Raw genomic sequence first — 12,581 nt, 5'->3', positions numbered from 1 at the left:
CTGGCGCAAGATGCGGAAAAACACAACCAGCTCGACCTATTTTCTTTTATTAAATTCTACTTGATAAAATTACGGTAATAAAATCGTGTGTTCTGACACCATACCCTTTACGTTCAGGCGCGGTGGTAGGTGATGCTGGAAGAAGTGAGTAGTAAAACAGACAGCAAGCCCATCTCGAGGCAGGAGATAATCCGGGAGCTCGAAGGGTTGGGCATCAAAGCGTCGTCATTTAACCAGCTTTCGATAAACGAGCTGCAGGAGCTTCTAAAAACGATAATGCACGTCGTCAACGAGTCCCGGCAGAGGAAAAGGGGCGCCAAGCGCAACAGGGACCAGACGCCGGTGCTTTCACCGGTCGACAAAAAGATCCTAAAGACGCTGCTGTCGTCAACGGGTGAGACCTCGTCGCTCATGCTCTCGCGCGAGCTGGACATACCGCTCAGCACCGTCCAGCGCAGGAGAAAGAGGCTTGAGGCCGACTTTCTTGAGGCGTCTTATTCGCCCAAGCTGGAAAAGCTCGGCTGGCGCGTGGCGATGCTCTTTGTCAATACGGAAAAAGGCAACACCATGGCGGTGGGCAAGGAGATCCTGTCGTGGAAGGACTCGATAGTGCGGGTGTGGCGCGCCATAGGGGCCGAAACTACCGACGTGATAACTGAGGCGATATTCAAGGACAACCGGGAACTAATGGACATCATAGAGCGCATAAAGGCAATCAAGGGGGTCACGAACCTGTCCTGGGTGGAGCTCGTGTCGACCATAGGCAAGAACGACCAGTGCTTCGAGTCAATAATCGACAAGATGTAATCTACAGACGCCCCTTCTATACCCGTGTTCAATATCATGCCCGTTTTTTGCATCTTCTCCCATTATCTGCTCACGCCCTGTGCAGGTTGGCAGCCATTAATTACGCATTGTGACCGTACCGCTTACCTATCCGGACGCTCGTAGTGGAGACGGGTAAGGGACTATAGCGAAATTAGAAGAGATGGGAAACCGTAGCAGGGAGGAGATCATAGCTGAGATACTGACGACACTACTGGAGCCACAGATCAAGACGATGATCATGTACAAGTCAAAGCTGAGCTACTCTCAGCTAAAGTTCTATCACAGGCTGCTGCTGGAAAAGGGTCTGATACGAGAGGACACGGGCAAGTGGGTGATAACCGAGAAGGGCATCTCGTACCTGAAGGCGTACGATGTCATCCACCAGCTCCTGAACGGGCAGCTCGCCGAGACTCGGATCAGCTAGGATTTTCCTCCACAATATTTTTCAATTATTTTATTGCATATGATTGTGGTAGCCGGATCCCTGTTGCACCCTGGATTGATTCTCTCAACCGCTTTTGCTGCTGATATTGTTGCAGGCGGCAGCCGTCGTTGTCGTGGCAATAGCAGCGACAATAACTACAATAATGGCAGCCAATGTCCTTATTTCTGTACATGCATGATGATGAGTGGTAGAAGCCGGCAATGAGGGTTGCAATAGCGCTGGTCCTGATCGCAATAGCCGTTGCGGCCGCCGGAGCGGCCGCATTTGCGATGCTGTACTATGCTCCCAAACCGGCTTCTCCCGAAGGCCCTGCCTCCGGAGGGACTTCATCTGCCGCAGTCTCGTCGACGCCCCCTGTCAGCCTGGAGCCGCAGCTTGGAAGCGACTTTAGAGCAGAGCTTGTCGCAAGCGACCTCTCGCTTCCCACCAGCATGGCCTTTGTCGATGGCGGCAGTAAATTGCTCGTGCTGGAGAAGGAGACCGGCCAGGTGATGATGGTTTCAAGCGACGGCACGAAAAAGCAGGTGCTAAAGCTGAACGTAGCCAGGGGCGCCGAGCAGGGGCTGCTGGGCATAGCCGTGTCAGGCAGCGGCAGGGAGGTGTTCCTGTACATGACCGAGGCTGACGCCGGCGGCCACGTCCTTGGCAACAGGATCTACAGGTACGACTGGGACGGAAACTCACTCTCAAACCCTGTCATGCTGCTAGAGCTCCCCGCCATCCCCGGCCCCGTCCACAACGGAGGCAAGCTCGAGATGGACAGCCGCAGCGGTCAGCTCTATGCTGTCATTGGCGATGTGAACAGGCTGGGCGGCCCGCTTACAAACGAGCAGTCGGGCGAGATAGACGACACGTCAGTCATAGTCAGGGTCGACTCTGAGGGCAGGCCGCCTGCAGACAACCCGTTTGCAGGATACAGCAAAAAGCCGTTCACATACTATTTTGCCTACGGCGTACGCAACAGCTTTGGCATGGACTTTGATCCCGTCACCGGCAAGCTGTGGGACACCGAGAACGGCCCTGAAAGTTACGACGAGATAAACGTGGTCAACTCTGGCTTTAACAGCGGGTGGAAAAAGGTGATGGGGCCAATCGCCCGGTCCGGCCACACAGAGTCAGACCTGCTGCAGCTGCAGGGCTCTCACTACCTGGACCCTGTCTTTAGCTGGAAAAGCGCTATCGGTGTGACTGACATCGAGTTCTTTAAATCAGACAAGTTCGGCCCGGAGTACAAGAACAACATTTTCGTTGGCGACTATAACGCCGGCGACCTCTACTTTTTCAAGGTCAACGCCGCGCGGGACGGGCTTGACCTTGCAGGGAGCGTCGGCGACCTTGTGGCCGACAGCTACGAGGAGTCGCTCGAAGTCAGGTTTGGAGCGTTCCCCGGGGGAATAGTCGACCTGGAGACGGGGCCCAATGACGGGTACCTGTACGTCCTTACGTTTGCGGGCAACCTGTACAGGGTGGTGCCGGCCGAGGCAACAGCAGCGTCAGGCTAGCTAGCGCTGCTTGCCAGTTGTTGCTGCTGTTGTCGCGTTTTCAAGTATCATCTTGACAAGCTGGCGGTGCATCCTTGCGTCGCCTGCAAGCTCGGGGTGGAACGCCGTGCCAATGATGTTCTTTTGCCTCACCGCCACTATCCTGTTTGCGTGCCTTGCAATGATCTGCACGTCCTTGCCCGCCTCGCTCACGGCAGGCGCCCTTATGAAAACGCCTCTGAAAGGACCCTTGCCCAGAGAATCTATCTCGAGGTCCGACTCGAACGAGTCGTTCTGGCGGCCAAACGCGTTGCGCTCGACTACGATGTCGAGGCTCCCTATCGTCTTTTGCTTTGTCTCGCCCACCACGCGGTCAAACACCTTCTTTGAAAGCATTATCATGCCTGCGCACGTGCCAAGCACCGGCATCCCTTCAGATATGCGCTTTTTCAGAACCGGAAGAGAATGCTGGATGGCTGCAAGCGAGCTCTGCACGGTGCTCTCTCCGCCGGGGAGTATCAGGCCGTCGATGCGCTCCATCTCTTCAGGATAGCGCACAAGCTCAACCTTGCCCTTCACCTTCAGTTCGCTGAGCGCCTGCTTGGCGGCAGCGACGTTTTCTTCAATGTCGCCCTGGAAGCCGAGCACGCCTATCGTTATCTCTTTTGCAGCCGCGCCGCTCATGCCGACTGGCCCCTCTCCTGCATGCGCAGCTCCAGGTTCTTGGTGTCAAGGCCAAGGAGCGACTTTTTCTCGTCGACCATCTTTTGCGCTTCCCTCACTATCTTGGCGTCGTCGTGGAATGTGGTGGCAAGGACGACTGCCCTTGCGCGCTGCGCCGGGTCGTCCGACTTGAATATGCCCGAGCCGACAAACACGCCGTCGCAGCCAAGGTTCATGAGGAATGCCGCGTCGGCAGGCGTCGTTATCCCGCCTGCGGCGAAATTGACGACCGGCAGCCTGCCAAGGCGCGCCGTCTCTTCAACGATTGCAAACGACACCTTCATCTCGCGCGCAGCCTTCATCAGCTCCTGCTTGTCTCCGTCCTGGTAGTGAGAGCGTATCCTCCTTATCTCGTTATTGACCATGCGTATGTGGGTGACTGCCTCTGCCACGTTGCCAGTCCCCGGCTCGCCCTTGGTCCTTATCATGGCCGCGCCCTCCTCTATCCTCCTCAGCGCTTCGCCCAGATTCTTGGCGCCGTTGACAAAAGGCGTCGTAAAGTCCCATTTCCAGATGTGGCGCTCCTCGTCTGCCGGCGTCAGCACCTCGCTTTCGTCTATCATGTCTGCGCCGGTCACTTCGAGCACCCTTGCCTCGTCTGTGTGACCTATCCTGCACTTGGCCATTATCGGTATCGTGACTGCGTCCATTATCTCCTCGATTACCTTGATGCTGGCAGTCCTTGCCACACCGCCCGCCTTCCTCACGTCGTACGGGAGCTTGTCGAGCACCATGACGGCTACCGCGCCGGCCTCCTCGGCTATCTGGGCCTGCTCCACGCTGGTGACATCCATCACGACGCCGTGCTTTTGCATGTGCGCAAAGCCGCGCTTCAAAAGGGTGGTGCCCCGGACGGTCCCGGCGCCCTCCTCTACCTTGACGCCCTTGGCCCCCGGCTCGCTTGCGACAAGCGATATCGTAGTCATGTTATATGCATGCCGGAACGCCGAAACACCCTATATAGATATTGTTCTACGCCCTGACTTTTGACATTATCGAGTCAAGCTGCGAGTTCACCTGCAGGATTATCGGCGGGATGGTGCCGTCGCGAGCCTGCTGGTTGACCCACTTCAGTGTCTTGCTCTCTCCTCCCTCTACTGCCGTCGCCTTTAGCGTATAGCTTGTAAAGTTGGCAACGCCTGCCTTCTGCGGGTAGTCGGTGTCGGGTATCTGCATGAACCCTGTCTCAAGTATCAGCCCCTTCAGCCTGCCCTTCTCTTCGCTGCTTAGCGAGAACTTTTTTTCCTGCGGCTGCGACAGGAAAGCAGGATCGGTCAGGCGGTACGTGGCAGAGCCGTCCTTTGCTATTGTCAACACTTCTGTCCTGCCTGCGACAAATTCTCCGCTGCCGTCCCGCATGGTCATCTGCTGCTTTGTGTATTCAAGCTCGACAAGGCCGTCTTTGCCGGCGGGCTGCTGCAGGGCGTAGGACGCTGCTATCAGCGCGGCCATCGCCCCGGCTATGCCGATGATGACGAGGGCAAACTTGTTCATCCCTGCACAGGAGGCACTCTTAATCATTATATATTGATTAAAGCGCCCTCAAGCCGTGACAGCAGGTAAAAAGGCGGCAGTCATCAGGGGCGACGGCATTGGCCCGGAAGTGGTCGACTCGATGCTCAGGGTGCTCAAGGCGTGCAACTCGCAGATAGAGATAGTGATGTGCGAAGGTGGTTCTGAGCAATGGGAGCGCAACGGCCGGCGAGACGCGTCGTTCATCCCGGACGCCACCATGAAGGCGCTCGAGGAGTGCGACGCCTGCTTCAAGGGCCCCACGACCACGATCACGGATCCAAAGGCCCCAAGGAGCGTCGCTGTGACTCTGCGCCAAAAGTTCAACCTGTACACAAACGTCCGGCCGATCCGCACATACAGGAGGATAACGCCTGACAAGAACCTAGACTTTGTCTGCCTGCGCGAGGCGACCGAGGGGCTCTATGCAGGAATAGAGATGCAGATCACCGACGATGTGGCGATAGCGATTCGCAAGATAACCCGGCAGGGAAGCCGGCGGTTTGCAAACGCGACGATGAAGTGGGCCAAGGATCATGGTTTGAAAAAGGTGGTCGCAATAACCAAGAGGAACATATTGAAGACGACAGACGGCCTGTTCCTCGATGAGTTCCTGCAGGCTGGAAAGGCCGCTGGCATCGAAATAGAGGAAATCTACATCGACAACATGATGCAGCAGCTGGTCGTTAGGCCGGAGCAGTTCAACGGAACCGCGCTTGCCAGTACTAACTTGTTCATGGACATCGTTTCAGAGCTTGCCGCCGGCGTCACAGGCTCTGTCGGCCTGATGTACTCCTCAAACATGGGCGACAATTACGCAATGTTTGAGGCCGCGCACGGGAGCGCCCCTACCATCAAGGGCCAGAATAAGGCCAACCCGACTGCCACCGTGCTGGCAGGCGCGTGGATGGCAGGCTACCTGGGCGAGCGCCACATACAGGACGCGATATTCTCTGCGACGGAGCAGGTGATAGAGGACGGCAGGGTCGTGACCTTTGACATCGGAGGCTCGGCGTCGACTGCGCAGATGACCGACGCCATAATCGAGCAGGCAAAGGCAAAACTTCGGAAATAATATAACCCGATAGCGAGGAGTCTAGCTGCCAGATGTCATCAGCAGCAGCAGCGATAGTAGAGATAGAGACGACGCCTGCGCTTGTTTCCAAGGTTTATGCTAAACTGCAATCAAACGTTGAAAAATTCCGCAAGACCGTCAGCAACAGACCGTTGACCCTTTCAGAAAAGATACTGATAGGCCACCTCGACGGCAACGGGAACGTCTACGATCCCGAGAGGGGCAAGAGCTATGTTTTCTTGAATCCTGACCGCGTCGCGCTGCAGGACGTGACGGGTCAGATGACCCTGCTGCAGTTTGCACAGTCGGGGCTAAAGAGGGTCAGGCTGCCGACTACGGTACACTGCGACCACCTGATACAGGCCAGGGTCAACAGCTCGACAGACACGCGCTTTGCGATAATCCAGAACAGCGAAGTCTATGCCTTTCTGGAATCTGCGTGCAGGAAATACGGCATCGGGTTCTGGAAACCTGGCGCCGGCATCATACACCAGGTGGTGCTTGAAAACTATGCGTTCCCCGGTGGCCTAATGATAGGGACGGACTCGCACACCCCAAACGCTGGCGGTCTTGGCATGGTTGCAATCGGCGTCGGCGGGCTCGATGCGGCTGAGGTCATGGCCGGCATGCCGTGGGAGCTCCTCTACCCAAAGAGGATAGGGGTCTACCTTAAAGGCGAGCTGACAGGCTGGGCGGCGCCCAAAGACGTCATTTTGTACGTGGCATCAAAACTCACGGTTTCTGGCGGCACGAATGCAATCATTGAATATTTCGGTCCAGGCGCAAGGTCGATAAGCTGCACCGGCAAGGCCACGATAACCAACATGGGCGCCGAGATCGGGGCGACCTGCTCCATCTTTGAGTACGACGACCGCATGGAGGCGTACCTGCGCGCAACAGGCAGGGGCGAGATAGCAGACCTTGCAAACCAACACCGGTCCCTGCTGATAGAGGATCCGGAGGTGGAAAAAGATCCCTCGAAATACTTTGACCAGGTTATCGAGATAGACCTGTCAAAGCTAGAGCCGCACATTGTCGGCCCGCATACGCCCGACCTAGCAAGGCCGATATCCGAGATGGCGCAGGACGTGAAAAAGAACAGCTATATCGACAACATCTCTGTCGCGCTGATCGGCAGCTGCACAAACTCGTCTTACGAGGACATGTCACGCGCTGCAGACGTGGCCGAGCAGGCTTGGGCGCATGGCGCAAAGACAAAGGCGTCGCTGCAGGTGACCCCTGGCTCTGAAATGATCCGCGCCACCATAGAGCGCGACGGCCAGATGCGGGCATTGCAGGAGATAGGAGCAAACGTGCTTGCAAACGCCTGCGGCCCGTGCATCGGGCAGTGGAGCAGGCCGGAGCTGAAAAAGGGCGAGCCAAACACCATAGTGACATCGTACAACCGCAACTTTCCCGGCCGCAACGACGGCAGGCGTGAAACTATGAACTTTATCGGAAGCCCGGAGATTGTCACGGCCCTTGCGCTTGGCGGCAGGCTGTCGTTCAACCCGCTCACCGACGAGCTGACCGGCGCAGACGGCCGCAAGTTCAAGCTGCAGCCGCCAAAGCCGGCGCCAGAAGTGCCGAGAAGGGGCTTTGTAGAGGCCAAGGACGTCTACGTGGCGCCTGCGGCAGATCCAGACTCGGTGCAGGTGATAATCGACCCGAAAAGCGAGCGGCTGCAGCAGCTCAAGCCTTTTGAGCCGTGGGACGGCCGCGACCTGACCGACATGCCCGTGCTTGCAAAGACAAAGGGCAAAACGACTACTGACCACATATCGCCGGCGGGGCCGTGGCTGAGCCTGCGCGGTCATTTAGATAAAATAAGCGACAACCTGCTCCTTGGCGCCGTCAACGCGTTTGGCGGCCAGGTCGGCGAAGGGAAGAACCAGCTGACCGGCGCCATCGAGTCGTACCCCAAGATAGCCCGCCAGTACAAGGCGGCTGGCTTGAAATGGGTCATAGTGGGCGACAGCAACTATGGCGAAGGCTCTAGCAGGGAGCACGCAGCCATGACCCCGCGGTATCTGGGCTGCGGCGCAGTCATTGCAAGGAGCTTTGCCCGCATACACGAGACGAACCTGAAAAAGCAGGGCGTCCTTGCGCTCACGTTTTCAAACCCTGCCGATTACGAAAGGATACAGGAGGGTGACAGGCTGTCGATAGTGGGCCTGAAAGACATGGCGCAGGGCAAGCCGCTGAAATGCGTCATACGCCACGCAGACGGCAGAGAGGAGGAGATAGAGCTAAAGCATTCCTACAATTCGGCACAGATAGAGTGGTTCAGGGCCGGCTCGGCGCTCAACCTGATGCGCTCGAAATGATGTCTCTTACTGTCGGATGAGCAGCTCCACGTTGTCGGCGTCTATCATGCCGACAACGTCATACTTTTCGTATCCCTGCGCGGCGCCGTAGGTGAACACGCCAGAGATGTGGAACTCTTGGCCGGTGCCAAACGCTTTCTTTAGATCCGGGTTCTTTTCTTCTATCTCGCCATAGTTGTACAGCGTAAAGTGCCTGCCGTCGTCGGAGCGCTTGAACCCCAACATGCATACGTCACGGTGGTAGCCACCAAAAAAGAGCACCTGCTTGTGCGGAAGGCATACCGCCTGAGCAGCAATGTCGATTCTGGTGCCGTCCTGCATCCTGTACGGCAGGTCTGCAAGCAGGAGCGCGACGATGATGAAAACCACTCCTGCGGCCGCAGAGACGTACCAGATGATCATAGCACACCCGTACGCGCTGACAAAGTATAATAACTTTGGACGCCATGAGAAGGGGCAGAGAGAAAGACTGATGGCGGCCGACGAAATTGTGATGTGCGACAACTGCGGCAACCCGATTGAATCGTGCATGTGCGTCTGCCCGTATTGCGGCAAAAAGGACGCCTGCGAATGTTGCCTGCATGACGCAGTCACCGGCGGCTGAAAGTATTAAAAGCCAGAAAAAACAAGCTCTTGTGCTTGACGATAACAAACTCGCTCAACTGGGTGATAGGCGGGGCGCAGGGCTCCGGCGTCGACTCTGCCGCAAACATTTTCTCACGCGCCTGCGCGCTGGCCGGCCTCCACATATTTGGCAAGCGCGAATACTACTCCAACATCAAGGGCGAGCACAGCTACTTTACCGTGCGCGTCGCAGAAAAGCCAGTACGGTCTCCGCTTGAGGAGCTGAACGTCCTGGTGTCTTTCGACGCCGAGACCGTGTTCCGCCACTTTGACGAGGTGAGCAAGGGCGGCGCGATAATCTATGACACGGACGCGGCCGAGGCCAAGCTAGAAGAGGTGCCCACCATGGACGGCCCTGCAGCTTCCCGGGTCCAAAAGAGGCTTGAAAAGGCGGGGCTGGAGCTGTCTGTGGCAGGCGCGCTAGAGTACGTCCGCAGGCAGGGAGTCGTGCTATACCCGATACCGTTCTTCAAGGTGCTTGAAGACTTTGCAGGCAAGATGAACGACCCGTCGCTGAGCAAGCTGGCAAGGATGACAAACGTGATGGCGCTGTCGGCGTCCTTTGCCCTGCTGGAGCTTGACCCCGGGATCCTTTCAAAGGCCATACGGCACATCTTTAGATCAAAGGCCAAAATAGCAGAGCTGAACGTCAAGGCGGCCGAACACATCTATGACTATGCAAAGCAGAATTTCAAACGCGACGGCTTTGAGTATCGGCTGTCGGCAAGGCCGGTACAGCAGGGCATGATAGCCATGCAGGGCAACCAGTCGTCTGCCATGGGCAAGATGGTGGCAGGCTGCCGGTTCCAGACCTACTATCCCATAACGCCTGCTACAGACGACAGCGAGCTTTTAGAGTCAAACGAGATACTTGACATCTATGATTCTGGAAAAAAAGGCTCCACGGTCGTGGTGCAGACAGAAGACGAGATTGCCGCCATAACGATGGCTATAGGGGGCGCCCTTTCCGGCGCGAGGTCTGCTACTGCCACGTCCGGCCCGGGCTTTTCGCTCATGGCCGAGGCGCTGGGGTGGGCCGGCATTAACGAGGTGCCAATAGTGATATCGCTCTACCAGCGCGCAGGCCCTTCGACGGGCCTCCCGACGCGCCACGAGCAGGGCGACTTGCAGTTTGCAGTCAACGCCGGCCATGGCGAGTTCCCAAGGGTAGTGTTTGCTTCCGGCGACATCGAGGAGAGCTTTTACGACACCATCAAGGCGTTCAACTTTGCAGACAGGTACCAGATGCCGGTGATCCACATGCTCGACAAGGCAATCGCCAACAGCGTCATCACGTGCAAGGTGTTCGACCCTGCCCTCGTCAAGATAGACAGGGGGCTGATCGCCAAAGAGATAACAGAGGCAGACAGGGGCGAGGCCGGCAACTATTTGCGATTCAAGCTTTCAGACAACCCTGTCAGCCCGAGGATCGCGCTCGGTACAAAGGACGCCATCTTTTGGAACACGGGCGACGAGCACACAGAGGAGGGGCACATCACCGAAGACCCTGACCTGCGCATCCAGATGATGGACAAGCGCATGAGCAAGCTCGATCTGGCGCTCAAGGAGATACCAGACGAGGACAAGGCTGCCGCCTATGGCGACCCGGCTGCCAAAACTGTCATCGTGAGCTGGGGGTCGACCAAGGGCGTGATACTGGACACGATTGAAAAGCTGGAGCAGGAAGGCATACGCGTCCGCTTTATCCAGCTGCGCCTGCTCAGCCCGTTCCCGACGGAGCTTGTGGAAAAGATGCTTGCAGACGCCGAGCAGGTCATAGCAGTCGAGATGAACTATAGTGCGCAGCTGGCCTTCATGGTGCGCCAGCACACTGGCAGGAACGCCGACAACCTGGTGGTAAAATACAACGGCAGGCCGATGACGCTTGAGGAGGTTTATAACGCCGTGAAGAGAATATTGAATGGGAATGCTCCAAGGAGGCAGGTGCTGAAAAGTGGCTCTTAAGCTGGCAGACTACAAGACCGAGGTCCACAACGACTGGTGCCCCGGTTGCGGCGACTTTGGTATACTGAACGCCATCCAGATGGCGCTGGCAGACATGCAGGTGCCAAAGCACAGGGCCACCGTGTTCTCTGGCATCGGCTGCTCCGGCAAGACGCCCCACTACATCAAGACGTACGGCATACACACGCTCCACGGGCGCGTGCTCCCGTTTGCGCAGGGAGCCAAGCTGGCAAACCCTGATCTGGAAGTGCTGGCAGTCGGTGGCGACGGCGACGGCCTTGGGATCGGCGCCGGCCATTTCGTCAGCGCAGGCAGGCGCAACGTGGACATGGCGTACCTCATATTCAACAACGCGGTTTACGGGTTAACAAAGGGCCAGGCCGCGCCCACGCTAAAGCTGGGCATGAAGACCAAGTCGCTGCCGCAGCCAAACGTCAACAACTCGGTCAACCCTATAGCGCTTGCACTTGTCTCCGGCTTTACGTTCCTTGCACGCGGCTATGCATACGATGTGCGCCACCTGAAGGACATGATCCGAAAAGCAGTGGAGCACAAGGGGCTTGCGTTTGTGGACGTGCTGCAGCCCTGCCCGACGTACAACGACATCAATACCAAAGAGTGGTTTCAGGGGAGCGACAACATTGACCCCGAGACTAAAAAGGCGATGCCCCGCGTATACAAGCTGGACAGCATCGGGTACGACGGCATCGTGCGCGACCCGTCAGAGGCTCCTGCCAAGATGGCCGCCGCGCTTGAAAAGGCGGCAGAATGGGGCGACAAGATACCTCTCGGCATCTTTTATCAGAACGAGCACATTCCGACGTACCAAGAGCGCATAACGTCGAGGATCCCAAACTATGTCGAAAACCCGCCGGCGCGCCAGCAGATAGCGACAGACGACGGGACGACTGTGACAAACATCGAGCGCCTGCTCGAAGAGCACAGGGTGGATCGCTGAAAAGAAGAAAGAGCGGCAAGATCGTCTTTAATATTTTATTTTCATTATTTTCTCCAATGGCCCCGGAAGAAAAAGACGTAGCAGTGGTAGCGGTGGGCTGTCAGAGCGCACGCAAAAGCAGATAGACGAGCTGCCCAAGCACGCACAAGAGATCTTTAAATCGGCGCATGCCAGCGCGCTGGAGCAGTACAGAGACCCTGACAAGCGGCGCGACCCGAAAGACGATCCCGAGGAAATAGCGCACAGGGTGGCGTGGGACGCTGTCAAGAACAAGTATGAGAAAAAGGGCGACAAGTGGGTAAGCAAGAAATAGCTCTCTTGCGGCGACAGAGCGCGTATGTTCGTCGCGCTCTACAATTACCTGTGCCCATTTTATTCATGAGTGAATCACTCTAGAGGAATACAAGCAGGCATGCCGCAAGATGGTGATGAAAAAGGAGAAGCATGGTTTTACTATGCATGCCATCATACACGCCGGCGTAAACGCGGCGCTGGTTGCCATCAACCTGCTGACTGTTCCACAGGTGCTCTGGTTCGTGTTTCCGTTATTTGGCTGGGGAATCGGACGTACTTGGCATGCATTATTTTGGAGTCAGGACACTCTCTGGCCGGCTTGAAAGAGGCGAGATGATCGTAGAAAAGA

Annotated in this window: 12 protein-coding genes; 8 read left to right on the top strand and 4 right to left on the bottom strand. The window is 56.9% G+C overall.

All coding sequences use genetic code 11. The annotated features are described in order from the left end of the window. The first annotated feature begins 129 nt into the window (after nt 1-129). The 3 genes from WKI84_RS11900 (at nt 130) to WKI84_RS11890 (ending at nt 2,775) form a co-directional block, all read left to right on the top strand. Nucleotides 130-807, top strand: coding sequence for an Lrp/AsnC family transcriptional regulator (locus tag WKI84_RS11900; RefSeq protein ID WP_337863779.1), 678 nt, complete (start codon nt 130-132; stop codon nt 805-807). Nucleotides 808-988: 181 nt separating this feature from the next. Further along, a complete protein-coding gene (locus WKI84_RS11895) occupies nt 989-1,252 on the top strand; it encodes a winged helix-turn-helix domain-containing protein (protein ID WP_337863778.1) in 264 nt (87 codons plus the stop codon). Nucleotides 1,253-1,473: 221 nt separating this feature from the next. Then, nucleotides 1,474-2,775 carry a PQQ-dependent sugar dehydrogenase gene (locus tag WKI84_RS11890; RefSeq protein WP_337863777.1) on the top strand — a complete coding sequence of 434 codons (1,302 nt, stop codon included), beginning with the start codon at nt 1,474-1,476 and terminating at the stop codon, nt 2,773-2,775. On the opposite strand, the gene pdxT is transcribed toward WKI84_RS11890, so the two are convergent. The 3 genes from pdxT to WKI84_RS11875 are packed head-to-tail and all read right to left on the bottom strand — an operon-like array spanning nt 2,776 to nt 4,971. After that, on the bottom strand, nt 2,776-3,438 hold the full coding sequence (pdxT, locus tag WKI84_RS11885; protein WP_337863776.1) for a pyridoxal 5'-phosphate synthase glutaminase subunit PdxT: 663 nt from the start codon (nt 3,436-3,438) through the stop codon (nt 2,776-2,778). Continuing rightward, nucleotides 3,435-4,403: a pyridoxal 5'-phosphate synthase lyase subunit PdxS gene (gene pdxS / locus WKI84_RS11880; protein WP_337863775.1), complete on the bottom strand. Its 969-nt coding sequence runs from the start codon at nt 4,401-4,403 to the stop codon at nt 3,435-3,437. Before pdxS ends, pdxT begins: the two co-directional genes overlap by 4 nt. Nucleotides 4,404-4,449: 46 nt before the next feature. After that, nucleotides 4,450-4,971, bottom strand: coding sequence for a hypothetical protein (locus tag WKI84_RS11875; protein WP_337863774.1), 522 nt, complete (start codon nt 4,969-4,971; stop codon nt 4,450-4,452). 55 nt (nt 4,972-5,026) lie between these two features. Here WKI84_RS11875 and WKI84_RS11870 point away from each other — a divergent pair, with 55 nt between their 5' ends. Together WKI84_RS11870 and WKI84_RS11865 are read left to right on the top strand one after the other, a co-directional pair. After that, nucleotides 5,027-6,064 carry an isocitrate/isopropylmalate family dehydrogenase gene (locus tag WKI84_RS11870; RefSeq protein WP_337863773.1) on the top strand — a complete coding sequence of 346 codons (1,038 nt, stop codon included), beginning with the start codon at nt 5,027-5,029 and terminating at the stop codon, nt 6,062-6,064. 32 nt (nt 6,065-6,096) lie between these two features. Continuing rightward, nucleotides 6,097-8,391, top strand: a complete 2,295-nt coding sequence (locus WKI84_RS11865; RefSeq protein WP_337863772.1) for an aconitate hydratase — start codon at nt 6,097-6,099, stop codon at nt 8,389-8,391. A gap of 6 nt (nt 8,392-8,397) precedes the next feature. On the opposite strand, the gene WKI84_RS11860 is transcribed toward WKI84_RS11865, so the two are convergent. Beyond that, nucleotides 8,398-8,760: a hypothetical protein gene (locus tag WKI84_RS11860; RefSeq protein WP_337863771.1), complete on the bottom strand. Its 363-nt coding sequence runs from the start codon at nt 8,758-8,760 to the stop codon at nt 8,398-8,400. Here WKI84_RS11860 and WKI84_RS11855 point away from each other — a divergent pair. From WKI84_RS11855 to WKI84_RS11845, 3 genes are read left to right on the top strand one after another with little or no spacing between them, the layout of a single operon-like run. Then, a complete protein-coding gene (locus WKI84_RS11855) occupies nt 8,747-8,995 on the top strand; it encodes a hypothetical protein (protein WP_337863770.1) in 249 nt (82 codons plus the stop codon). The two genes, WKI84_RS11860 and WKI84_RS11855, sit on opposite strands and share 14 nt — an antisense overlap. A 35-nt stretch (nt 8,996-9,030) precedes the next feature. Continuing rightward, nucleotides 9,031-10,980 (top strand): 2-oxoacid:ferredoxin oxidoreductase subunit alpha, encoded by a 1,950-nt coding sequence (locus tag WKI84_RS11850; RefSeq protein ID WP_337863769.1) that lies wholly within the window; start codon nt 9,031-9,033, stop codon nt 10,978-10,980. Continuing rightward, nucleotides 10,970-11,938 carry a 2-oxoacid:ferredoxin oxidoreductase subunit beta gene (locus WKI84_RS11845; protein WP_337863768.1) on the top strand — a complete coding sequence of 323 codons (969 nt, stop codon included), beginning with the start codon at nt 10,970-10,972 and terminating at the stop codon, nt 11,936-11,938. Before WKI84_RS11850 ends, WKI84_RS11845 begins: the two co-directional genes overlap by 11 nt. Nucleotides 11,939-12,581: the final 643 nt, after the last annotated feature.

The organism is Nitrososphaera sp. (assembly GCF_037447015.1).
Classification (GTDB): domain Archaea; phylum Thermoproteota; class Nitrososphaeria; order Nitrososphaerales; family Nitrososphaeraceae; genus Nitrososphaera.
This window is presented reverse-complemented; position numbering and strand designations above follow the sequence as displayed.